General features: G+C 42.5%; 23 protein-coding genes and 1 pseudogene. 6 read left to right on the forward strand and 18 right to left on the reverse strand.

Going from position 1 to position 24135, the window contains the following annotated elements:
• The 8 genes from STRDD04_RS11280 to miaA all read right to left on the reverse strand — a co-directional run.
• Positions 1 to 804: single-stranded-DNA-specific exonuclease RecJ (locus STRDD04_RS11280; RefSeq protein WP_231853857.1), on the reverse strand; the 804-nt coding region annotated here is incomplete at its 3' end.
• A 224-nt stretch (positions 805 to 1028) separates the two neighbouring features.
• Positions 1029 to 2066, reverse strand: coding sequence for an acyltransferase family protein (locus tag STRDD04_RS01240; protein WP_062198642.1), 1038 nt, complete (start codon positions 2064 to 2066; stop codon positions 1029 to 1031).
• Positions 2067 to 2103: 37 nt separating this feature from the next.
• Entirely contained in the window at positions 2104 to 2814 is a 711-nt protein-coding gene (locus STRDD04_RS01245; protein ID WP_062198644.1) for a class I SAM-dependent methyltransferase, read from the reverse strand.
• 6 nt (positions 2815 to 2820) lie between these two features.
• Positions 2821 to 3576 carry an SDR family NAD(P)-dependent oxidoreductase gene (locus tag STRDD04_RS01250; RefSeq protein WP_062198646.1) on the reverse strand — a complete coding sequence of 252 codons (756 nt, stop codon included), beginning with the start codon at positions 3574 to 3576 and terminating at the stop codon, positions 2821 to 2823.
• A complete protein-coding gene (gene rnz, locus STRDD04_RS01255) occupies positions 3573 to 4502 on the reverse strand; it encodes a ribonuclease Z (protein ID WP_062198648.1) in 930 nt (309 codons plus the stop codon). Before rnz ends, STRDD04_RS01250 begins: the two co-directional genes overlap by 4 nt.
• Positions 4503 to 4512: 10 nt before the next feature.
• Positions 4513 to 5136: a hypothetical protein gene (locus STRDD04_RS01260; protein WP_062198650.1), complete on the reverse strand. Its 624-nt coding sequence runs from the start codon at positions 5134 to 5136 to the stop codon at positions 4513 to 4515.
• Entirely contained in the window at positions 5129 to 6367 is a 1239-nt protein-coding gene (hflX, locus tag STRDD04_RS01265; RefSeq protein ID WP_062198652.1) for a GTPase HflX, read from the reverse strand. Before hflX ends, STRDD04_RS01260 begins: the two co-directional genes overlap by 8 nt.
• A 31-nt stretch (positions 6368 to 6398) precedes the next feature.
• On the reverse strand, positions 6399 to 7283 hold the full coding sequence (miaA, locus tag STRDD04_RS01270; RefSeq protein ID WP_062198654.1) for a tRNA (adenosine(37)-N6)-dimethylallyltransferase MiaA: 885 nt from the start codon (positions 7281 to 7283) through the stop codon (positions 6399 to 6401).
• A gap of 82 nt (positions 7284 to 7365) precedes the next feature.
• Here miaA and STRDD04_RS10480 point away from each other — a divergent pair, with 82 nt between their 5' ends.
• Positions 7366 to 7536, forward strand: coding sequence for a DUF3042 family protein (locus STRDD04_RS10480; protein ID WP_072074172.1), 171 nt, complete (start codon positions 7366 to 7368; stop codon positions 7534 to 7536).
• A 111-nt stretch (positions 7537 to 7647) separates the two neighbouring features.
• Here the strand turns inward: STRDD04_RS10480 and STRDD04_RS01275 are convergent, their stop codons facing one another.
• The gene (locus tag STRDD04_RS01275; protein ID WP_062198656.1) at positions 7648 to 8220 is read right to left on the reverse strand and encodes a TetR/AcrR family transcriptional regulator; all 573 of its coding nucleotides are present in this window, start codon (positions 8218 to 8220) and stop codon (positions 7648 to 7650) included.
• A 123-nt stretch (positions 8221 to 8343) separates the two neighbouring features.
• Between STRDD04_RS01275 and STRDD04_RS01280 the strand changes: the two genes are divergently transcribed.
• Positions 8344 to 9186 carry a DegV family protein gene (locus tag STRDD04_RS01280; protein WP_062198658.1) on the forward strand — a complete coding sequence of 281 codons (843 nt, stop codon included), beginning with the start codon at positions 8344 to 8346 and terminating at the stop codon, positions 9184 to 9186.
• A gap of 89 nt (positions 9187 to 9275) precedes the next feature.
• Positions 9276 to 10051, forward strand: a pseudogene (locus STRDD04_RS01285) (XRE family transcriptional regulator).
• 101 nt (positions 10052 to 10152) lie between these two features.
• Here STRDD04_RS01285 and STRDD04_RS01290 read toward each other — a convergent pair.
• From STRDD04_RS01290 to STRDD04_RS01325, 9 genes are all read right to left on the reverse strand, one after another.
• Positions 10153 to 10704, reverse strand: coding sequence for a DUF1697 domain-containing protein (locus STRDD04_RS01290; RefSeq protein WP_062198660.1), 552 nt, complete (start codon positions 10702 to 10704; stop codon positions 10153 to 10155).
• 42 nt (positions 10705 to 10746) lie between these two features.
• On the reverse strand, positions 10747 to 12552 hold the full coding sequence (locus STRDD04_RS01295) for a DUF2971 domain-containing protein (protein ID WP_231853858.1): 1806 nt from the start codon (positions 12550 to 12552) through the stop codon (positions 10747 to 10749).
• Positions 12553 to 12569: 17 nt separating this feature from the next.
• Complete coding sequence (gene uvrB, locus STRDD04_RS01300; RefSeq protein WP_062198662.1) at positions 12570 to 14558, reverse strand: excinuclease ABC subunit UvrB; 1989 nt, start codon at positions 14556 to 14558, stop codon at positions 12570 to 12572.
• Positions 14559 to 14723: 165 nt separating this feature from the next.
• Positions 14724 to 15671 carry a CPBP family intramembrane glutamic endopeptidase gene (locus STRDD04_RS01305; protein ID WP_062198664.1) on the reverse strand — a complete coding sequence of 316 codons (948 nt, stop codon included), beginning with the start codon at positions 15669 to 15671 and terminating at the stop codon, positions 14724 to 14726.
• 276 nt (positions 15672 to 15947) lie between these two features.
• On the reverse strand, positions 15948 to 16139 hold the full coding sequence (locus STRDD04_RS11285; protein ID WP_231853859.1) for a hypothetical protein: 192 nt from the start codon (positions 16137 to 16139) through the stop codon (positions 15948 to 15950).
• Positions 16140 to 16219: 80 nt separating this feature from the next.
• Positions 16220 to 16471, reverse strand: coding sequence for a hypothetical protein (locus tag STRDD04_RS11290; RefSeq protein ID WP_231853860.1), 252 nt, complete (start codon positions 16469 to 16471; stop codon positions 16220 to 16222).
• Positions 16472 to 16517: 46 nt separating this feature from the next.
• Positions 16518 to 18410 carry a DUF3114 domain-containing protein gene (locus STRDD04_RS01315; protein WP_062198666.1) on the reverse strand — a complete coding sequence of 631 codons (1893 nt, stop codon included), beginning with the start codon at positions 18408 to 18410 and terminating at the stop codon, positions 16518 to 16520.
• The gene (locus STRDD04_RS01320; protein ID WP_231853861.1) at positions 18400 to 18690 is read right to left on the reverse strand and encodes a flagellar hook-associated protein; all 291 of its coding nucleotides are present in this window, start codon (positions 18688 to 18690) and stop codon (positions 18400 to 18402) included. Before STRDD04_RS01320 ends, STRDD04_RS01315 begins: the two co-directional genes overlap by 11 nt.
• A gap of 61 nt (positions 18691 to 18751) precedes the next feature.
• Positions 18752 to 19045, reverse strand: a complete 294-nt coding sequence (locus tag STRDD04_RS01325; protein WP_062198669.1) for a TIGR04197 family type VII secretion effector — start codon at positions 19043 to 19045, stop codon at positions 18752 to 18754.
• Positions 19046 to 19233: 188 nt separating this feature from the next.
• Here STRDD04_RS01325 and STRDD04_RS01330 point away from each other — a divergent pair, with 188 nt between their 5' ends.
• The 3 genes from STRDD04_RS01330 (at position 19234) to STRDD04_RS01340 (ending at position 24045) form a co-directional block, all read left to right on the forward strand.
• On the forward strand, positions 19234 to 21408 hold the full coding sequence (locus tag STRDD04_RS01330) for an ABC transporter substrate-binding protein/permease (RefSeq protein ID WP_062198671.1): 2175 nt from the start codon (positions 19234 to 19236) through the stop codon (positions 21406 to 21408).
• A complete protein-coding gene (locus tag STRDD04_RS01335; protein ID WP_062198673.1) occupies positions 21408 to 22148 on the forward strand; it encodes an amino acid ABC transporter ATP-binding protein in 741 nt (246 codons plus the stop codon). Before STRDD04_RS01330 ends, STRDD04_RS01335 begins: the two co-directional genes overlap by 1 nt.
• Positions 22149 to 22518: 370 nt before the next feature.
• A complete protein-coding gene (locus STRDD04_RS01340; protein WP_062198675.1) occupies positions 22519 to 24045 on the forward strand; it encodes an ATP-binding cassette domain-containing protein in 1527 nt (508 codons plus the stop codon).
• Positions 24046 to 24135: the final 90 nt, after the last annotated feature.

Here is a 24135-nt window from a genome sequence, read left to right on the forward strand (position 1 = left end):
CTGAATACCTGCGATTTTGAAGAGTTCCTGAAGTCCTACTCTCTGGGTGTTTTTGAGGACGGAAAGGCCGTATTTGACTAGAATCCGATTTTCCCCCGTCAGACTGACCATGTCGGCAATGGTACCGATAGCAACTAAGTCCAAAAGTTCGACTTGGACTTCTTCCAACAAGGCTGTTGCAAGCTTAAAAGCCACCCCACAACCGGCTAAATGCTTGAAAGGATAATCCGCTCCGCTATGTTCCGGATGGACGATCGCATAGGCATCTGGCAGCTCCTCGGGCATGGAGTGGTGATCCGTCACGATGACATCCACGCCGAGAGACTGGGCCAGCTCGATAGCTTCAAGGCCCGCCACTCCATTATCTACTGTAATAATGAGCGAGATGCCTTGATTTTCAATAAAATATTTGTAAACACTGCTATTAGGACCATAGCCATCCGTAAAGCGATTGGGCAGATAGACCTGACACTCAGCCCCCAGCTGCTCCAATGCTTCCTTGACAATAGATGCCGAGGTCATCCCATCAGCATCATAATCACCATAGATCAAAATCTGCTCGTAATTCTCAATCGCTGAGCGAATGCGCTCCACTGCCCGCTCCATATCATGCAGGTCATAAGGGTTGTGAAGCTGGTCTAAACTAGGCTCCAAAAATTCCTGTAAAGCCTCTTCAGTCTGCACACCTCTTTGATATAGAAGACTGGCAGCGGCAGGTTCTAATCCAGCTTTCTTAGCCTTTTTTAAAAATTTTTCGTCTGTAAAATTAGTGGCAAACTGCCAGTCATATTTTGAGCTAATCATGATGAGTGAAACACTTTCTCCGTTCAATCTTGTCTGAATATTATAACATGAAAAAGCAACAGAACAGAAGAAAAAGGCACGGAATATTTCTTCTGTTCCATCACTCTATGTTTTACTTCCTCACTGGATTAAAATTTGAGCAAGGGCAATTTTGCTGGATTTTCTCTTACTAGCTTGGGCTGCTCCAATCAGTATATCCGACCAAGTAGCTTTCTTTAGCTATCTTATCTCCTTGTCTTTAAGAACAATCGCTTCCGAGCCAATAAAATGACTTCTGCACTTAGATGAGTCAAGAGCAAAGTTAGCAAAAAGACAATCCTTCCCTGCTGCCATTTGGCAAAATCGGTCTTCTGGAGCAGATAAAAAGAGGATTCTATAAAAATTGGATGCAAAAAGAAATATAAAACGCTCAATTCTTTAAGGTGATAAAGACGCCACTTTTGACCTACCTTGGTCCGTAAAACCCAATTCACCAGAAACAATGAAAAAATAGGCAAAGCCAAAAAGAAGTTCTTATCAATTCCTTGGTGAATAAAGACAATCCAGCCATCTAGTAGCAAAAGAAGGCCAGACAAGAATAGCTTTTTTCCATAATTGTCCCTGAAAAGGCTGAAATGCTGATAATCATAAAGGAGATAACCCAAGTAAACAAAAATGGGAGTATAGAAAAGGCCATTTCGGGTGGTGAAGAAAACTTTAGCATAGGCATCAAAAGACAGGGTAAGCCAGCTATTTGAAAAATAAGCGTAGTATGTCTCAATCGAGCCGATTACATAAAGCAGGAGTAGAAAAAGCCCCGTCTTTCTAGCACCCCATTTTCTATAAAAATAGTGAACAAGTAAAAGTCCCAAGAGAAAGGCAGGAATATACCAAAGCTGATAGCATAAACCGATATACAAGAGACCAGCCAATAGGCCTAAAGGAGCATAATGTTTAGGAAGTGGCAAGGTCCAAAAATACGCTAAGGCATAAGGGACATAAATCCCGCTCCACAAAAGATACTGCTTCAAAACACGCTTAATATACAGCTTCATTTCCTGCTTTTTAGCCAAGCTGGATTTAACCATAAAAGCTGATGAAATCAGAAAAAAGGGCACTGCCATACGACCAAACATACTTTTCTGAGTGAAATGGAGAATTTCATTCTCAAAAAGCCGATGGCAATGCACCAAGATTACTAAAACTGAAGCCAGGTACTGAAACAAACTGAGCATGGCGTAGTTGACCGGTTGCTCAGGCTCTCTGACATTTCTTTCTGCCATAAATATTCTCCCTAGGAAGATTGCTTAGCGGATAGATTTAGTGCTTCCTCAGCCAAACATGCTGAAAGGCAGCGATGTCTCGATAAGGTGATTGGTTGCAGACAGCCAGCTCCATCTCAAGCATCTTTTCAGCCCAGTCAGGGGCCACTTTGTAGTCATTGGCCTGCAAGCCATAAAAAATCCGTACTCCCTGATAATCCTCAACTTCTAATGGCAGACCTGAAATCACTTCCGAAACCTGATAGACCTTAGCAGCTCCCATGCTGTGGGTTTGATATTCCTGACCCGCTAAAAGCTGCTGGGCTTTTTCTGGGTCATTTTCAAAAACCACTGTATGCATAATGCGCCCAACCTCGTGATGCTTAACCAGAGAAATTTTGCCGTCCTTTTTTAAGAGGCGGGAAAATTCTGTCAAATAGAGAGCAGGCTCAGATACATACTCTAAAACATTATGGCAGATGATGACATCAAAAGACTGGTCTGGCAATTTTTGCAGAAGCTCCAAGCTACCTTGCAATTGCTCATAGGAAAAGTCCTGCTTACGCTCAGCAATCATTTCTGAGCTCGGCTCGATAGCGGTCACTTGGTTGTTTTCCGCTAGAAAATCAGCCACAATCCCAAAACCGCTACCGAAATCTAGGATTTTCTGTCCCTTCAGCGATTTAAGAAAAGAAAAAACAATATCATACTGAAGTTTGCCCCAAGGCGCTTGCAGATGAGTCTTGTAGGCTTGTAGATTAGCTGTCATAAAACCTCACTTATAGTTAAACATATTGGCTGCCATCTTGTCGGCAATTCTTGGAAAAAGCGTATAAAGCTTATGGGCAAGATTGAGAATGCCAGGCAGATTTACTTCCCGCTTCTTTTTGCCAAAGGAACTGACAATTTTACTCGCTACAAAGTCAGGCCCCAAGATATACTTGTCGACCGCTTTTACATAGGAACCATCAGGATCTGCCTGATTGAAAAAAGCTGTTTTGATAGGACCTGGGTTAACCGTCGTGACATTGACCCCAAAAGGCAGGAGTTCCAAACGCAGGGCATTAGAAAAGCCAATAGCCGCAAACTTAGTCGCCGAGTAAAGACTGGACTTGCTACTGGCAATGAGGCCGGCCATACTAACGATATTGACGATATGTCCTTGACCTGCCTGCTTCATGCGAGATCCAAAGATACGAGACAAGTTCATGAGGGCAAAGGTATTGACCTCAAACATGGCCTCGATATCGTTTGAGCTGATTTTATCAAATTCTTCAAAAATCCCATAGCCAGCGTTATTGACTAGGACATCAACACGACCGTACTGGCTGTCAATCCGCTCAGCAAATCTTTCCAAAGCTGAGCTATCTGTGATATCCAGCTCCGCTAGGTCAAGATTTTCTCTTTCTCCATAGAGTTTTTCCAGCTTAGTCTTGCTCCGACCGACCAAAATCAGTCGGTCATGGGGCAAGAGCTTAACCATTTCCTGAGCCAACCCACCGCTAGCCCCTGTGATGATGATGGTTCTCATATCTCCACCTCTTCCAAGTCCTTGACCACATGGACCTTTTCAAAGACAGCGCTGGCATCGCGGCGCATTTGGCTAATGTCCTTAGCCAAAAAGCGAGCACTGATATGATTGAGGAGGAGGCGCTTAGCACCAGCTTCCTTGGCTACTTCTGCGGCCTGCATATTGGTCGAATGGCCATGCTTGCGAGCCATCTTTTCATCTCCCTTGCCATAGGTTGCTTCATGGACCAGCACATCTGCTGCCACTGCCAGACGGACGCTGGCAGCAGTCTTCCTAGTATCACCCAGAATAGTAATGGTCTTGCCCGGACGAGGAGCTGAGATATAATCGGCTGCAATGATTTTGGTACCATCTTCTAGGACAATATCCTGACCGTTCTTGACCTTACCAAAGAGGGGACCAAAGGGAACACCCGCCGCCCGCAGCTTGTCCGCATCCAGCGTTCCTTCCAAATCTTTCTGCATGACCCGATAACCCACGCAGAAAATCGTGTGGTCTAGCTTATCCGCATAAACAGTGAATTTATCCGTTTCTAAAATCCTACCCAGACTGTTTTCATCAAACTCATGAAAATCAATCCGATAAGGCAGACGAGAACCAGACACGCGCAGGCTAGACAGGACAAAGTTCTTAATCCCCTTGGGACCGAAAATCTCTAGGTCTGTTTGCTCTTCATTGGCCTGAAAGGAGCGGCTGGACAGAAAGCCCGGCAGACCGAAAATGTGGTCTCCATGCAGGTGGGTGATAAAAATCTTGCTAATCTTACGCGGTTTAATCGTCGTCTCCAAGATCTGGTGCTGGGTGCCTTCACCGCAGTCAAACATCCAGACTTCATTGATTTCCTCCAAAAGCTTGAGGACAAGGCTAGACACATTGCGAGCCTTGGACGGCTGACCGGCTCCGGTTCCTAAAAATTGTAATTGCATGTTTTTCTTTCTAAATGATATAAATCATGGCAGAGCGATTCTGCGAGTGATAGTATTTTCTGCCAGCATAGGACTGAGCCAGCTGACTGACTTCATCTTGATTGTAGCCCAGAACTCTCTGGCTGCCATCCGCTAGCTGCTGCCAATCGGTCAAAGCAGTCAGCGCCTGACTATCCACGACTTGAGACTCAGCTTTGAGAGGTGCCGTTTTTATTCTCCCAGCTTCTTCGTAGACCAAATACTGGGGAAAGACTTGCGCGATTTCAAAGAGCAAGTCAGCTGTTACCGGCTCTGGCTTTTCAGGGAAGACCAAGCCGACTCCCTCGCTCTCATAGCAAAATCCATAGGACTTGCCAGAAAGATTGAGGCGGACAAAAGGCTTGCTTTCTACAAAGCTAGGCTCCGCATTCCACAAGTCCAGCGCCTGACTGATTTCTAAAAAATAGGCTGTCGCGGCTTCCGGACTTTTCTTCTGATAAAGCTCAGCAAAGTAAGCATTGATAACGCTGGGCGGCGGTGTGATAAAGCTAAGCTTCTGCTCCTCTGTCAGGTCAGCCAATACTTGCTCTAAGTAGTTCCTGTCTAGGCTGGTAAAACCGCCGTATTTCAGGGCCAAGTCAATATAATCAGTCATAAAATTCTTCCAGTTTCCATTTGTTTTTCTCGGCAATCCAGCCTGAAATGACTTCGACATCGTCTAAGTATTCTCGATTCCCCATAATCGCGACTTTCTCTAAATCATGAATCTTGTATGCTTTAGCCGGCGCTACCTTGATAGTAAAAGGCAAAAATAACTCTTTCATCCGCTCCAGCAGGACTTGCTGCAAAAGAGCTCTGCTATTGTCCGCCTTAGCCGAAATCAAAGAATAAGGAGTCAAGGTCGGGGTGAAATGCTCCGCCTTGTCTGCTTTGTTATAAAGAGTCAGCCGGGGAATATCCAGCATGTCGAGCTCTTTCATGATGTCCAGAACGGTCTTTTCATGTTCCTCATGATGAGGGTCGCTGGCGTCAATAACATGAACCAGCAGATCGACATTCTTGCTCTCTTCCAGTGTGGACTTAAAGCTAGATACCAACTCTGTTGGCAAATCCTGAATGAAGCCAACTGTGTCCGTCAGAGTGACATTGAGCTGGCCACTGAGGTTGATGTTCTTGGTCGTGGCATCCAGCGTCGCAAAGAGTTCGTCCGCCTCATACTGGCTCTTGTTGGTCAAGCAGTTCATGATCGTGGACTTACCCGCATTGGTATAGCCGATGAGACCAATTTTGAAAATACTAGACTCCAGCCGTTTTTCACGAACGGTTGCCCGATTTTTCTCCACTGCCTTGAGCTGGCGCTCAATATCATGAATCTGATTGCGGACACTGCGTCGATTGAGCTCCAGCTGGCTTTCACCAGGACCGCGGGAACCAATGCCACCTGCCTGACGGCTGAGCATAATGCCCTGACCAACCAAGCGAGGCAGGAGGTACTTGAGTTGGGCCAGATGTACCTGAAGTTTCCCCTCATGACTCCTAGCCCTCATGGCAAAAATATCCAAAATCAGCTGCATACGGTCAATGACCTTGACCCCCAAGCTTTCCTCTAGATTGACATTTTGGCGGGGCGTTAGGCGGTTATTGACAATAACGGTTGAGATTTCCTTGGCATCGACCATCTGCCGGATTTCTTCTAACTTACCAGATCCGACAAAGGTCTTGCTGTCGTACTTTTCCCGCTTCTGGCTATAGGAGCCGACGACCTCTGCCCCTGCCGTCTTAGCTAAACTTTGTAGCTCCTCCATGGATAGGTCAAAATTCTCCGTGTCTGCCAGCTCCACACCGACCAAAAAGACACGCTCTGTTTTTTTCTCTGTTTCTATCATCTCATATCCTTACTAAGACTTGGTCAGCCAGTTACTTGTCCAAAAACTTCCTGATGTCTTCCATGACCTGATTTTTATAGTCTGGATTTCCCACCTGATAAAAGGTTACAGACATCCGGTTGCGAAACCAAGTCAGCTGGCGCTTGGCGAAACGTCGGGTATTTTGCTTGAGCTTTTCCACCGCCTCTTCAAGACTTATCTGGCCTTCAAAGTAGGGGAAAAGTTCCTTGTAGCCGATACCTTTGCTAGCTTGACAGGTCGGAGCTTGCTCAAACAGCCAGCGGGCTTCTTCCAAAAGTCCGGTTTCCATCATCAGATCTACTCGCTGATTAATCCGCTCATAAAGTCGCTCCCGCTCATCATCTAGGCAAATCAGCAGGGCTTCATAGTCTGGCTGGCTGTTTTCTAGCGGACCACCCAGATGGGCAATCTCCAGCGCTCTCATAGCCCTGCGTCGATTTATCTGAGGAATCTTGATTCCCAGCTCTGCTATTTTCCCAAACAGAGCCTCATCCGACCAACTATCCAGCTGTGCCCGATAAGCCAGAATCTCCTCGTGAGAAACGGAGCCACCCAGATGGTAGCCCTCGAGCAGGCTCTGGATATAGAGCCCCGTGCCACCGCAAATGATGGGAAGCTGTCCTTGAGCCGCAATCTCACGAATAGCCTGAGCCGCCTCAGTCACAAAATCATAGGCTGAGTAGCTCTCACCAACCTCCCGCACATCCAGCAGATGATGGGGAATGCCCTCCTGCTCCTCAGGACGAATCTTGGCCGTGCCAATATCCAAGCCACGATAGACCTGCTGACTGTCACCGCTGATGATTTGGCCATCGAAGCGCTTGGCTACTTCGATACTCAGAGCCGTTTTCCCAACTGCCGTCGGCCCCACTATTACAATTATCTTGGTTTTCATCGTTTTTCCTTGAAAAAATTTTGATTTTTCGTTACTATTAATTATAACATAAATAATAAAAGTTCAGAAAAGGAGAAATCACATGGCTAAAGGATTTGGAAAAGGCGTTCTTACAGGTGTAGCAGGTACTGTTGCTGCTGTTGCTGGTGCAGTCTATGCCTTTAAGAAAAAAGTCATCGAACCTGAGGAACAAAAAGCAGCCTTCATCGAAGAAAATCGTAAAAAAGCCGCTCGCAAACGTGTAGCACACTAAGCTACAAAACAATGAAAAGAGCTAATCTCACCATTTCCTTTTGGAAAATTTGCCTGAGATCGGCTCTTTTTGCTTTGTAAAAGTTATAAACTATATAGCCATAGCCCAAGCTTATTTCTTCTTTTTCTGTGGAAAAAGCGGCATGCCCAAAGCAGCAATCTTTTCAGCTGGAACCTTCATGCCTTCTTTGATCCATTTGGAAAGCACCGAAACAACCGCAGAACTCCAGAATGAATTCATATAGGAATTAGCTGTCTTTTTCCCACTTTTGCTGCGCTTTTCAAGGAAATCAAAGACCGCCTGCGTCAGCAACTTTTCAAAATTATAATCAATAGCCAGACTGATAACACGCGCTTCCTTCTTGGCTTCCTTAAAAAGAAAAAGCCAAATCTGGTACATTTCTGTCTTGAAATTAAACTGCTCCAGCTTATCAACAATCCCCTGAACCGTATTTTTGAAGATTCCTTCTAAAATTTCTTCTTTAGAAGTGTAATTTCGATAAAAAGCTGCGCGCGAAACCCCAGCTCGCTCCACCAACTCAGAGATGGTAATCTTTTTCAAATCTTTTTTCTCTAAAAGTTGCATCAAGGAAATTTCCAAAGATTCTTTTGTAATGCGATTGGATTCTTGATTATGTTTTTTTAAATTTGCAAGTGATTTTTCTGATATTTTCTTTTCCGACATGACAATTTCTTTCTTCTTGTATCAACTGAGAGTAAGGGCTTTATATCAAGCCATCTTCATGATATAATTGTAAGAAAAGACATGTTCTTTGTCAATGCCTAAGGTTGATGAGGGGGAGAAAAAATGACTTGGAAAATAATTGCCGATTCTGGTTGTGATTACCGCGAGATTGCTGATTTAGCAACCGATACAAGTTTTAAAAGCGTACCGCTGACTATTCAGGTGGATAGTGAGATTTTTGTGGACGATGCAAATCTTGATATTGATCTCATGATGGAAAAAATGTATGCTACTTCAACTGCATCAAAATCAGCCTGTCCAAGCCCTGATGACTACCTCAGAAGCTTTGAAGGAGCTGAAAATATCTTTGTCGTGACCATCACCGGAGCCCTTTCTGGAAGTCACAATAGCGCCCAGCTAGCCAAAAAGCTCTTCTTAGAAGAACATCCAACAGCTCATATCCATGTGATTGACAGTCTTTCGGCCGGTGGTGAAGTCGATCTCATCATCACAAAGTTAAATGAACTCATCAAAGAAGGTCTTTCTTTTGACCAAGTCGTTGAAGCCATCACCCGCTATCAAGAAAATACAAAACTTCTCTTTGTACTGGCTAAGGTAGATAATCTAGTCAAAAATGGCCGTCTCAATAAGCTGATTGGTGCAGTTGTTGGACTTCTAAATATTCGGATGGTTGGCGAAGCCAGCGAGACTGGTACTCTGGAACTTCTCCAAAAGGCTAGAGGGGCTAAAAAAGCTCTGACTGCTGCTGTAGATGAAGTTTTGAAAGCTGGCTATAAGGGCGGCCGCATTATCATTGCTCATCGCAATAACGAGAAATTTTGCCAGCAATTTACAGAAGTCATCAAGGAAAAATTCCCAGCTGCCGACATTTCATTCCTACCAACTTCTGGACTTTGCAGTTTTTATGCGGAAGAAGGCGGGCTCTTGCTGGGCTACGAAATTTAAATCTTCACCTTTTGAGCTGAATGTTGGCATTCGGCTCTTTACTTTTTCGATTTAATTCGCTAAAATAAGAGAGAAAAGGAGTTGATTTCATGGCAAGAGGAAGAGGAACGGCAAGTCCACAGGATAAAGCAGCAATGCTGACTATTTCCAAAAAGATTAAAGAATTGCTCAAAGAGCAAGGAAAAAACAAATTGAATTATCCAGAGAAACTGGCATTCCAGCAAGCACTCTGACAGGTTATATCAAAGGAACTTCACTGCCAATCGCAGCAAATATAGAAAAAATTGCTAATTTTTTTGCTATTACAGTAGAGGAAATTGACCCCCGCTACCGACTCACAGCAGATATTCCACAGGAATTTACCGAGTTGACTCAGCTCTACCAAGATCTAGACGTGGAAAATCAGAAAGAGATTCTCGCACTAACTGAAAAAAAATTAAAAGACCAAGAATTGGAAATGAAATTAGAAGAAAACTATTTCCCTTACATGGTCTACGAGGATTACTATACTTTTGTCCATAAGAAAAAGCAGGGCGATCTGGTTTGGCTGGACAGAAAAATTGACTATGATATTGCTCTCTGGATCCGCACGGATTCGCTAGAGCCAAAGTATCCAAAGGGCTCCGTTGCTCTTATCAAGAAAACGCATTTTGAATTTGCTGGCGCCATTTATGCTATTGATTACGACGGTCAGACAATTCTGAAAAGAGTCTTCAATGACCCAACCGGCATCCGCCTCATCTCTCTCAATAAAAAATACAGCGATAAATTTATCCCACATCAGGAAGAACCCAAGGTCATCGGCCGTGTCATGGCCGCCTTTATGCCCTTAGATTTGTCAGAGCAAGCACAAAAGCCACTTTAGTAAAATAAAGTGGCTTTTTAATTATCATTTAACGACTCTAACATTTCTTATCTAGACTTCTCATCGTCAAAGAAAAGCTTGTGTATCAACTCTTAAATAGTTTATTTTTTGTTCTCATGAACCAACTCCACAATCTTCTGGAAGGTCTTACCGTTTCGGATAGTCAGCTGCTTGTAAAAACTAGACTTAAGCAGTTTCTTATGGTAATTGGACTTGAGATAGTCCGCTTGGTCAGCATTGCTATAAAAGAAAGCTGTTTGCCCAAAATGCAGTTGCTCCTTGTCATTTGCCCAACTGCCAGCCAGCTCTTGGACACTCTCCCTGTCTGTCTCCGGCAGATAAAAGAGAACATCTCGCCGAAAAGCTGTTTCATCCTGCCACCAAGTAGGTAGATTGGCTGTTTCTTTTTGAAGCATAGCAGAGCTGACAAGGACGAAAGGCAGAGGGAAATCGTAAGACTGACTGAAATAAGCCGTCAAAATCTCCCGAATCATCTCCTCCTGCTCCTCGCTATCAAAGAAAAGATTGCCACTATTGATGTAGGAAACTGGATTTTCAAAACCCAACCCAGCCAAATCCTTCTTCAAATCAGCCATAACGACCTTGTTTTTCCCGCCGACATTGATGCCGCGGAGTAAAAGTACATAACGCATATAATGCTCCTTGTTTGTATATTTAAAAAATAGTTATTTTCTCTAGCGATAGGGAATTTTTGAACTTTCTATCTCTATATCAGGATTGGCAAGTTTGAGATAAGGAGCAATATAGTCTGCATCTGTAACCTTTGGACCTAGGATGACTTTTGAGTATTTCAAAGGAGCCAGATTGATGTATACAAATAAAGCATATCGCCCATCCTCCCTTGATTCTAAGTGAATATATTTCCTAAAATCTTTATAACCAGATTCCTCATTTTCACTGAGTCCAATACTACCTGATAAAACTTTTAATTCTTCAAGTTCGATTTTATCTTCAGTTTTGAGTTTTGGATTTAGTCGTCCTTCAATTTCTGAATCATCAAAGTTGATTAGAATACGATACTCACTCTCATATTCATAATCAGATACCTTAAAAAGATAGGATATTTTCGCTAAATTTTTAAAAATACTTGACTGTACCTTCCTACTTTCTTCAGTATGTCTAGTCTTTAATTCTTGAATTAACTCTTTTAAGTCATTAAGCTTTTGTATAATATTAGAATCGTCTTCTCTCGTACTGTTTAAATAGAATATTCTCACAAACTCTAAGGAGTCATGCTCAATAATTTGTTGTAAATACTTTTTATCGTACTGTAGAAATGCTCCTTTAGATTCTTCTGCATATTCTTTCCACATGGGAAGACTATCTGATATAGTTGTCATCGAAGATAGGAAGACATTGGAACTCTGATAGCAGTCCGAGGAATTTTCTATTTCCAAATAGTCATAAATGGCTCTTCCTTCCATAGGATCATTTAATTGTTTAGAATTTGTTAATCTTAAATACGCTAATTCACTTGAATCACCTGATTTTAGCGTTTTAATTAAATGATTCGTCAAAGTTTCAATTTTAGTATAATGACCATATTCTTCACTATTCTCAAGATCTCGGGCTTTGATTGTTAAGTGAAAGCGAATTTCATCAATAAGAGTATTTCCAATTTCTCCCAATTCATCTACTTGAATATCTTGTATATATCTTTTCTCTTCATTTTCATTCTTTATTTCACCTACTTTCTCTAATAAGCTAAAAATTTCATTTTTCAGAATATCTGAGTCAGTATATTTTAGTATAGTTTGAAGTGTTTCTATAGATTCTTTGATAATATCAGAATCTTTTGTCTCTAACCACGACAAATATGACCCTACGGTAAAATTATCAGGATTATTTTTACAAAAGCGATTAATTATACTTAGATGATCAAATTTAAAAATATTTACAAGATTGTCAAGTTCAAAATATTGAACAAATATTAATTCATCTTGAAACTTAGAAAGAATATTATTAATTATTACATCAATGTTTTGTTTGATTTTTTCTTTTACGCTCTCAAAATCATCATCTCTTTCAAATATAGTTATCATTATTCCGAGCATATCAAAACAAACAAATTTATCAATACTATTTAAATTAAGATTTTTGATACGATTAATAATCGTATCAAAAATACTATCATCATTAAAAAAATCTTGGCAATCTTCAATTCCGACATTTTTTCCCAAATATTTGTTTAAAGAGCGAAAGTAATTATATAGAATACCTTCATTATTTTCTTTAAATAATAATTCTGCCTCTAATAAAACTTTCTTAAAAATCGTTATATCTACAAATTTACTAAATGCATATAAAATATATAAAGTTGTCTCTAATTTTTCCCATTTTTCTTTTGGAGAAAATTGGAAAAAAGCTTCCATTATGTTCTTGATAATCTCTACTTTACTATCTAAATCCTCTAAAGACTGTATAGTATTTTTCAACTCAATATACAAACCACCATTTTTATAATCATCCAATATATCCATTTCATTTTTCTCCTTCATTATCCCATCGCCTTTATTTCCAGAATCATATCGCGAATCTGTGCGGCCAGCTCGAAGTCGAGAAGGCCGGCAGCTTCTTGCATTTGGCCTTCCAGTTTCTTGATCATGTCCTTGCGCTCTTGCTTGTTAAGGCTTTCGATTTCGACGGTTTCTTCCTTGTCTGGCAGGGCAGCCTTGGTCACACTGATCAGGTCACGGATTTCTTTCTTGATGGTCTGCGGTATAATGCCATGCTCTTCATTGTAAGCCATCTGGATTGCCCGACGGCGGGCAGTTTCATCAATAGCCCGTTGCATGGACTGGGTCATGGTGTCCGCATACATGATCACATGCCCCTCGCTGTTGCGGGCTGCCCGTCCAATGGTCTGGATCAGGCCACGCTCGTTGCGGAGGAAACCTTCCTTGTCCGCATCAAGAATTGCCACCAGACTAACCTCCGGCACGTCGATTCCCTCGCGTAGCAGGTTAATCCCAACCAGAACGTCAAAGACACCCAAGCGCAGGTCTCGGATAATCTCGGTTCGCTCCAAGGTCTTGATATCCGAGTGCATGTACTTGACCTTGACACCCATTTCCTTGAAGTAGTCCGTCAAGTCTTCCGCCATTTTCTTGGTCAGGGTTGTGATAAAGGTACGCTCATTCTTCTCCGCACGCGCAGTAATTTCGCCTAAGAGATCATCAATCTGCCCCATGGTTGGACGGACTTCCACCTCTGGATCCAGAAGTCCTGTTGGCCGGATAATCTGCTCAATAACAGTATCCGTCTGTTCATTTTCATAGTCGCCTGGCGTAGCCGATACATAGACAATCTGGTGAACATGGCTTTCAAATTCTTCTCGGCGCAGCGGACGGTTGTCCAAGGCAGACGGCAAGCGGAAACCATAATTAACCAGCATTTCCTTGCGAGAGCGGTCGCCATTGTACATGCCCCGAATCTGTCCCATGGTCATGTGACTCTCATCAATCATAATCAAGAAATCATCAGGGAAAAAGTCCAGAAGGGTATAAGGCGGCTCTCCCTCGCTCCGTCCATCCATATGGCGAGAATAGTTCTCAACACCATTCGTATAGCCCATTTCGCGCAGCATTTCGATATCGTACTCTGTGCGTTGCTTCAAGCGCTGAGCTTCCAAGAGCTTGCCTTCCTTCTCAAAGATAGCTAGCTGCTCCTCCAGCTCGGCCTGAATCTTAGCAATGGCTACTTCCATGTGGTCTTCATTGGTCACGAAGTGAGTGGCTGGGAAGATGGCCAAATGGTCCACTTCACCCAAGACTCGACCTGTCAAAGCTTCAACCTCACGGATCCGGTCAATCTCATCTCCGAAAAACTCCACCCGAAAAGCATGTTCATCCCGAGAAGCTGGGAAAATCTCCACTACATCGCCACGGACACGGAATTTTCCCCGCTGAAAGTCAATGTCATTGCGCTCAAACTGGATATCTACCAAATCATTAAGCAGTTTGTCACGAGAAATCTCTAGTCCAGGACGTAGGCTAACCACGCTATCTGAGTATTCCTTAGGCGAACCCAGACCGTAGATACAAGAGACCGAAGCCACGACAATTACGTCATTGCGCTCCAAGAGGGCAGAAGTCGCTGAGTGACGGAGCTTATCAATCTCGTCATTGACTGAGCTATCTTTTTCGATATAAGTATCACTAGAAGGCACATAAGCTTCAGGCTGGTAGTAATCATAGTAGGAAACGAAGTATTCCACCGCGTTATTGGGGAAGAACTCCTTGAACTCACCATAAAGCTGGCCGGCCAGCGTTTTATTATGGGCAATAACCAGAGTTGGCTTGTTGACCTGAGCGATAACCTGACTCATGGTATAGGTCTTACCAGTACCAGTCGCTCCCATAAGAATCTGCGCCTTCTCTCCGCCCTCGATATTATCCACCAGCTGCTCGATAGCCTGGGGCTGGTCACCAGAAGGCTCGTATTTGGAAACCAATTCAAATTTATTATCTGTTATTCTGTTAATCATCTTTTATTCCTCAACTTTTGCTTCTATCATTTTACCATATTTGCCCTATTTTCTCTGGATTTGGCTCTAGCTTAGGAATCCGCTTCTCTACTATAAATTACCTATTGCCATTCATCTCGATAATCAGCATAAAAAACGCCCAGCTTACTTAACTGAGCGAAATTTTTATTTTTTAAACATTAGTGCCTGAGGCAGGCGATTTTCTTTTTTCAGTGACCAGTAAAGATAGACAATGCAGCCAATCAAAACGATACTGGTAATAACAGAGCCTTCTGCGCCAAAGGCACCGCCAGAAAGCCAGTCCATAGAAGATTGGGAAGTGTAGTTGAAGACAGAGGCAATAGCTCCTTGACCACTGACCTGGATGCCATAGATATTTCCTTGGACAAAGTTCCAAGCTCCATGCATGCCAGCCAATACCCACATGTTGTCATACTTGAGCATAAGGAAACAAGCAAAGATACCGTCTAGCACGATATTGACAATGGAAAGGACTGTCACACCAGGATTAAAAAGGTGCAATGCCCCGAATAGAGCACTAGAAATCAAGATCCCAATGAAGATATTTGACTTAGCGCTAACTGCTGGAAAGAGCCAGCCACGAGTAACCAACTCCTCCGCTCCCCCTTGAAGGATCCAAAAAGGAATCAAAGCAAGGATAAAGAGAAATGGTTCTAAGCTAAGCTGTGACCATTCTAGGCTTCCCGTACCCGTTAGCAATAGCAAAGCGACGACGAGCGAAAACTGTGCTGCCCCAATCAGGAAGCCTCTGCCCAGCTCTTTCAGCCATCCTCTCTTAAAGAAGCCCAGACTGGAAAAAGGTCTCTTTTCTCCAAACTTGACCCAGAAAAAAACAACTAGACCAATAAAGAAAAAACTACCCAGCTGAAAAAAGATACCATAATGTCCGACCACTTCCATAACTGCCGTCCGATCAGCTGCTGGATTTGCAAGACCAAGCAAGATCCCGATGATAAGCCCGACCGGAATCATTCCAGCAAATGCAATTATTTCTCCTAAATAGACAAAACCAATCGCAAGTAAAACTGCCAACCAAATGGCCGGTATATAGCGAGACAGTTTAATATTGTCCAACATACGCGATTTAAACATAAACATGTTCCTTCCTTTTTTAAATTATCATATATATTATTGTAGAAGAGTCAAAAAGAGAAGCATCTTTTATAGCTGCCTGATTAGGATTTGAAAATTTTTTATTCTATAAATCAAAGCCCTTGCCACAATCCTCACCTCTATTCTTTATAAACTTGGGTTTTTGAACAAACGCAATCAAACATGATCTTCATTTTTCTTGCCAAGTTTCAATTATCTAATCCTCTTCATCTTATTCTTCATTGATTCTTTGGTATGAAAAAATAGAAAAACCTATCAATCCCCTTCGTTTTCTCTAGCAATCTCTTCAATGTTGGCTATTTCTTCGTCTAATCGTTTATCAAACTCTGCCTTATTCTTGAAGGGATAAGAATAAGTCCGCCAAGTGTACCACTTAAGCCCTTCCTCGCCTTTGTAATACCATTCTATCTTGGTTGGCAGAAATTCTTTGTTGTATGTGATGCGCACCTTTGAAAACTGATCTTCTTCCCTGTAGAAGTATTGTAACTCAAATTCGGGTGGATATTTTTCTTTTAATAAGGATTTATTTACCAGCGATTCAGGTGAGCGAGTAATTTGATAGTTTGATTTTTTATTTCATCAGGACTAACATCTAAATTAAGAAGAATTGAGGATATTTCATTATTTAGTGCTCTTTCAAAATACTCCTTTACTCCGTATGAACTACTCCCCCCAAAAAGTTTATTGTCTTTAATCGCAGCTCCATGAGCATAGTAAAACTCTTTATCTTTTAAATCAAATCCTGTTCCAAAATCATTGTTTGCCTCAATATCTGACATGCTTTTAACAAAAATAAATCTCTTATTTGATAAAATTGAATATGCGTCACTCGTGGTCTTTTTGATATTGTTTGCTATGAGTATAACCAGAATAACCATGATTACTAAGCTTGATCCCACTAGCATACTCTTTATATTTATCATACTCTGCCACTTTTTCATCTTCGGACATGCCCTTTGTTTTTTCTTGCCAAGCTTCATAATCTTTGTGTCCTCCTCCTTTTACAATATCTGCATACTGGCCGCCCTTTTTACCCAAATCTCCTTCAGATTTGAAGATATTCTTGGCTTTTTGCCTGAGTTCAGAGTCTGCCGGCTGCGTAACATCCAATCTATTATGTTGACCGGCATAAATTCCTTTGACTGCGTCATTATTCCCTTTTGATGGACCGTAGTTAAAGGATTCCGTGTTAGCAATTTCATGCAATTCATCATGAGTATAATGTTCTGGATTGGAATCGTATCTACCATCAGGCAATTTATGCTGATCATAGGCATCCCATTGAGTCTCAAATTCTCCTGTTTCGAGATTCACAATAAATTCGACCATCCGAGCATTATTTAAATCTTTTTTTGAACGAACTGTGTTTTCTTTAGGAACTTGAACTTTCATATTGTAAGGACGTCTAAAAATATCTGTATCTTTATCATAACGATTGTGATAGTTAGCTCCCGTTGTATAATCAAAGGTAATACCTTGCTCTTCGCCATACGTCAAAAGTTTTTCATAATCGCTAGCTCCCTCATAGTTATTTCGAATATAGTAAATTGCTTGACGATCCAGATAATAGCGGAAAAGGTGAATCTGCTGACCTAACCCAGATTTATCGTCCTTAAGCGATTTATCCTTAAAAGTCAAAATTACATCTTTTCTAAAATACATCAAAAAATCTCCATGAGGCGCCATTTTATCAGAAAATTTATGAGTAGCACTAGTTAAATACATGAAATTATGTTCATCTACTTCAGCCCCTAAATGCTTAAGTACTAACTTTAACTTCTGTCTGGAATCCAGTTCACTCGCTACATACACAGTCGTATAGACATCTGAGCCCACTTCCTTGGTCTGAGCATAGAGTTCGTCACGTTTATTGTAGAACTCTTGGCCCGTCTGAAGTTTTGCTGTGCTTGATTTAATCTGAGTGACATAACTTTTTACCGCGGTATCATCCCAGCCATCAACTTTCTTCAACTCTTCGGCCTGTTGGCGCAGACCTGTGATATAAGAGTTGTATTCCTTCCATGACAGATTGTGCGGTCGCTCAATCTGATATTTCTTAGCAAAAGCACGATTTGCTTTTAGTTCTCCCGCTACTGTCGTCCACGATAAATCCGCAGGAATACTATAGGTCCCTGTATTAACATCCCAAGAGCTAGCTAGCTGCCCCACACCAGTATCAATTGCTTGCGCCAAAGCGGCAATATCTCCAAATATTTCAGGAGAACTAGCATTAAAAGCTCTGAGTTTATCCAACTTTTCCTGAAGCTCTTTTCGAGCTGCAGTATAGGTGTCGTTCAGTTTCTGCAGTCCCTGTAGCCGTTGAAAACTACCAGGACTAGTGGACTTACTTGTCACAATAACATCTAGCAAATCTAGATTAGCTGCAAGAAGCTGATCATAACGCTGAATATCCTCTACCAGTTTATCCTCTTGCAAATCCTCATCCGCAACTTGTGTACGATAGTCCTTTGGAAGAGACTGCACATCTATCTGAGTCGCTTCAGATAAGGCTATTCCTGCTTCCTTTAAAGGAACAATGACATCGCTGATAAAAGCTCTAAAAGAATCATAAGCTTTACCAGATAAGGAGGATGCAGAATTCTCCGCTTGTTCCAGAGCCTTCCCCAATTCTTTATAGCACTCCAACTGGTTTTTAGTCATAATTGTTGTACTCTCGGCCTGGGCATCTAAACTTCCGCAATAAACTTCAATTCCCATCTTCTTCATCCTCCATTTGGTTGATTCTGATACCCTCGTGATAGAAATCATTTAAATCATCTTCTAACTTCCACTTTTGAAGATTCACTTTATCCAAATCATCTAAGAAGCTTTCAGAAATCATACATGACTCATAGAATGCCACTGACTGCAACTGCTCAAAAAAGATTCTGGAAGAAGGATAGGTCTCGAAAGAATCCCAGAGCTGAGTTTGTGCATCTGAACAATACCTTTCAAAACCTTCTGTTTGATTCTCCAGCAACCTTTTTTCCTTCAGCAATCTTTCCTCCTGTCGAAACAGCCGTGCTTCCTCTTTTCTCAGCTCATTGAGCTTCTGCTCCTTATTCACGATTTCGGCCCTCCATCAGCTGAAATCTACTGGCACTAGCCTCATCAATAGCTTGAAATTCCTCTGCAACGCTTTGGATATTGGTGCAAACTGATTGAATAGCAACAGAAATATCCTTAGCTTTGCTTTGAGAAAGCTCTATTGCATAATGTGCAGAATCATTTCCCAAAAGTTTAGTTTGCTCATCTTTATAAGCACCTACAACAATGGCGAGTGCTTCTCCCCCAGTTTTCAAAACAGTCGCTATTTGTTGGGCAATCAAAATATCACTTTTAATTTCCTTCATATAAATTTCCTTCAAATCCACAAGTGTGTCTCAATTCTAGCATATTATCCAAGCAAAGTAAAACAGCGCTTAACATTGGCACTGTTTTTGCTCTGTGTTAGAAAATATAACATGGAATTCAAAAAATATTTGCCTTTCTCAAATTTTTCTGATATAATCAGACAATATTCTACCAAAGGAGAGAAAGTATGAAGAAAAAAATCATAGCTTTTCTGCTAGCATTATTCCCTATCTTTGTATTAGGAACAACAATTCATGCAGATACAATCAAAATCGTATCTGACACGGCTTATGCGCCTTTTGAATTTAAAGATTCCGACCAAACATACAAAGGAATTGATGTAGACATTATCAATAAGGTCGCTGAAATCAAAGGATGGGATATCGATATGTCCTTCCCTGGATTTGACGCTGCTGTTAATGCGGTCCAAGCGGGACAAGCCGACGCCATTATGGCAGGTATGACCAAGACTGCTGAACGCGAAAAAGTCTTTACCATGTCTGATACATATTATGACACAAAAGTTGTCATTGCAACGACTAAGGCTAATACAATAAAATCCTATGACCAACTCCAAGGAAAAACAGTCGGTGTCAAAAACGGTACTGCCGCGCAACGTTTCCTTGAAAAAATCAAAGATAAGTATGGCTTCACCATCAAAACGTTTGATACGGGTGATCTCATGTATAATAGTCTGTCAGCTGGAGCGGTTGACGCGGTCATGGATGACCAACCCGTCATTGAATACGCAATCAGCCAAGGTCAAGATTTGAAAATTTCAATGAAGGGTGAGGCTGTTGGTAGCTTTGCATTTGGTGTCAAAAAAGGCAGCAAATACGAATACCTAGTGACTGAGTTCAACGAAGCATTGGCTCAAATGAAAAAAGATGGGATATTGAAAGACATCATCAGCAAATGGACTTCTGCCTCAAACAGTTCGTCAAACTCTGCAGTGCCAGAAACAACAACCAAATCTGGACAAAAAGCCACCCCAGTCAAAGCTAAATATACGATTTCCAGTGACTCATCATTTGCTCCTTTCGTTTTCCAAAATGATAGCAACCATTACACTGGTATTGACATGGACTTGATTAAAGCCATTGCTGAAGACCAAGGTTTTACACTTGAAATTTCTAACCCTGGCTTTGATGCTGCCATCAATGCTGTTCAATCTGGCCAAACTGACGGGATGATTGCCGGAATGTCTGTGACAGATGCTCGTAAAGAGACCTTTGATTTCTCTGATCCTTACTACACAGCTAACTCCATTCTTGCTGTGACAGAATCAAGCACTATTAGCTCTTATGACGACTTGAAAGGAAAGACCGTTGGAGTCAAAAACGGGACAGCCTCCCAAACCTTCCTAGTCGAAAATCAAAGCAAATACGGCTATAAAATCAAAACTTTTTCAGACGGTTCTTCGATGTATGATAGTCTGAACTCTGGCTCTGTCGCTGCCATTATGGACGATGAGCCCGTTGTCAAATATGCCATCAACCAAGGCAAGAAAATGAAAACACCAATTAAAGGAACTCCTAGTGGTGAAGTTGCTTTTGCAGTGAAAAAAGGAACCAATTCTGAGCTTATTGAAATGTTCAATAACGGTCTGGCCAATCTGAAAGCGAATGGTAAATACCAAGAAATCCTTGATAAATATCTATCAGCTGACAAAGATGATTCTACGACCGTTGACGAAACAACCATCTGGGGACTACTCCAAAACAATTACAAACAACTTTTGAGCGGTCTGGGTGTCACTATCGCTCTGGCACTTCTTTCTTTTGCAATTGCCATGGTCATCGGGATTATCTTTGGGATGTTTAGCGTCAGCCCAATCAAAGCGCTTCGCATTATTTCAGAAATTTTTGTCGATGTTATTCGTGGTATCCCACTCATGATTCTGGCAGCCTTCATTTTCTGGGGAATTCCAAACTTCCTTGAGTCTATGACTGGTCAGCAAAGTCCGATTAACGACTTTGTCGCAGGAACAATTGCCCTGTCACTCAATGCTGGTGCTTATATCGCCGAGATTGTTCGCGGAGGGATTCAAGCCGTTCCAGCTGGACAGATGGAAGCTAGCCGAAGTCTAGGGATTTCGTATGGAAAGACCATGCGCAAGATTATCCTGCCTCAAGCAACCAAGATTATGCTACCAAACTTTGTCAACCAGTTCGTTATCGCCCTCAAAGATACAACTATCGTATCGGCGATTGGGCTTGTTGAGCTCTTCCAAACAGGTAAAATCATCATTGCCCGTAACTATCAGAGCTTCAAGATGTATGCCATCCTAGCAGTGCTCTACTTGGTCATCATCACACTCTTGACTCGCTTGGCAAAACGCTTAGAAAGGAGGATTAAGTAATGGCAAAATTAAAAATTGATGTGAATGATTTACATAAATACTATGGAGAAAACGAAGTTCTGAAGGGTATCACTGCTAAGTTTTACGAGGGGGATGTCGTCTGTATCATCGGCCCTTCTGGCTCTGGGAAATCAACTTTCCTACGCAGCTTGAACCTGCTTGAAGAAGTAACTAGTGGAACGATTACCGTCAATGGTTATGATCTGACAGATAAGACTACGAATGTGGATCATGTGCGTGAAGATATCGGAATGGTCTTCCAGCACTTCAATCTCTTCCCACACATGACCGTCCTACAGAATATCACCTTTGCTCCAGTTGAGCACAAGCGACTGACCCAAGCCGAAGCTGATAAACTAGGCATGGAGCTGCTGGAGAAGGTTGGTTTGGCGGATAAGGCCGATGCCAATCCTGACAGCCTGTCAGGAGGACAAAAACAGCGGGTTGCCATCGCCCGAGGTCTTGCCATGAACCCAGACATCATGCTCTTTGATGAGCCGACTTCTGCCCTTGACCCTGAAATGGTCGGCGACGTGTTGAACGTTATGAAAGATCTGGCTCAGCAAGGTATGACCATGCTGATTGTGACCCATGAGATGGGCTTTGCCCGTCAGGTCGCTAATCGCGTCATCTTTACCGCTGACGGTGAGTTTCTAGAAGACGGCAAACCAGACCAAATCTTCGATAACCCTCAGCATCCACGTCTCAAGGACTTCTTGGACAAGGTGCTTAATGTATAGATATGACGAATCCTGAAAGTAATCTTTCAGGATTTTTATTGACTTATATTGCTCCTTTTGCTAGACTAAAGATAGAATGATTTCGGAGGTACACGGAGACATGAAAAATTAAGTCTATTTTTTAAAGGAAACTTTATTTAGTAGATTTTGTCATGTTTCTGCATATCCGCGGGACTTTCGTTTTTTTGTGCTTTCAAGCTCCTATTTGCTTATCTTTAGATCAATCCTGTCGCTCCTATGACAGTGTAAGATGGAAGTCTACAAACGAATGCCCCTACTTGGACACTCCTGTGTCTTCTTTGTGCAATCTCAACAGCTCTGCTAAATAAAGCAGGGCTGTATTTTGTGTTATAAAACGAAGGAGACATCTATGCTGCAAATAAGAAATCTAACCATTACCCACCTAAAAGACCTGAAAGAGTTAGTCAAAGATCTGTCGCTGACTGTCAATCAAGGAGACAAGGTCGCTATTATCGGTGAAGAGGGCAATGGCAAGTCCACCCTGCTCAAGCTCCTGCTAGACGCGCAGCTTGTCAATTCCTATGTCAGCTACAGCGGGCAGATTGATAAGTCCTATACTGCTGCTGTTTACCTGCCCCAGCAACTGCCTTCAGAGGATGCCCAACTGACGCTCAATGATTATTTCTTTGCTGATTTTGAAACCGAGCTGGACTATACCAAGCTCTACCGCTTTGCTGGGGAGCTCAACTTTGACAGCCAGCATTTTGCCAGTCAGCAGCAGCTCGCTAGCCTATCTGGAGGAGAAAAACTCAAGGTCCAGCTTATCAAGAAACTAGCCATTGATTGGGACATTCTCTTTCTTGACGAGCCCTCTAATGACCTTGATATCGAAACTCTGACTTGGCTGGAAAACTTTATCAGCCACAGCCAGAGAACGGTCCTTTTCGTCTCTCACGACGAGCACTTTCTCGCTCAAGCTGCGACCAAGATTGTTCATCTGGAGCGAATCAAAAAGAAACAGGAGGCTAGAACCAGCGTCAAAAGTCTGGACTATGAAAATTACCGCCAGCAACGTCAGGAGGCCTTTGAGAAACAAGGACAACTAGCACGGAAAGAGCGGGAAGAACACGCTAAGACCATGGAAAAACACCGACGGGTTAAGCAGAGTGTGGAGCATACTTTACGAAACACCCATGACGCTACTGCAGGTCGACTGGTGGCTAAGAAGATGAAAAACGTTCTTTCGCAGGGCAAACGATTTGAAAAAGCAGGCGCTGAAATGACTGAAATCCCAACACAGGAAGATGTTATCAGCCTTCACTTCTCAAACATAGAAGCTCTGCCATTGACCAAAAGAATCCTAAAATTAGAAGGCATAAAACTGGAAGTAGACGGACGACAACTGGCGCAGAACCTGACTCTGGAGGTCTGCGGCCAGGAAAAAATTGGACTAATTGGTGCTAATGGCTCAGGCAAGTCTACTCTGCTTAAGGAAATATGGAAGATTCTGCGTGAGCGGACAGATATGCGGGTCGGCTACATGCCCCAGCATTATGGCGACTTGCTGGCTGATGAGAGCAGTCCTTTGGACTTTCTGGCTCCCTCTAGCGACAAGGCTCAGGAGGAGAAAATTCTGACCCATCTAGCTAGTCTCCAGTTCACGCGCGACGAGGCTCGCCACTCGATTGGGCAGCTTTCCGGAGGTCAGAAAGCCAAGCTCCTCCTGCTCAAACTAGTCCTAGACCGTCCCAATGTCCTCCTTCTGGACGAGCCAACCCGCAACTTTTCTCCCATCTCTCAGCCCCAGGTTCGCCAACTATTGGCCAGCTATCCCGGCGCCATTATCGCTGTCTCCCACGATCGGATCTTTCTCAAAGAAGTCTGTCAGAAGATTTACCGACTGACGGAGACTGGGGTGGAGAAAGTTGAACTATAAGTAAAAGAGTCTGAGACAAAATAGTTCTCAGTCACAAAAAAGCTAGAGATTCCCAATTATGGAACTCTAGCTTTTTAAATTTGAGTCGCT

The sequence above is a fragment of the Streptococcus sp. DD04 genome, assembly GCF_001578725.1.
In the GTDB taxonomy this organism is placed as follows: Bacteria; Bacillota; Bacilli; order Lactobacillales; family Streptococcaceae; genus Streptococcus; species Streptococcus sinensis.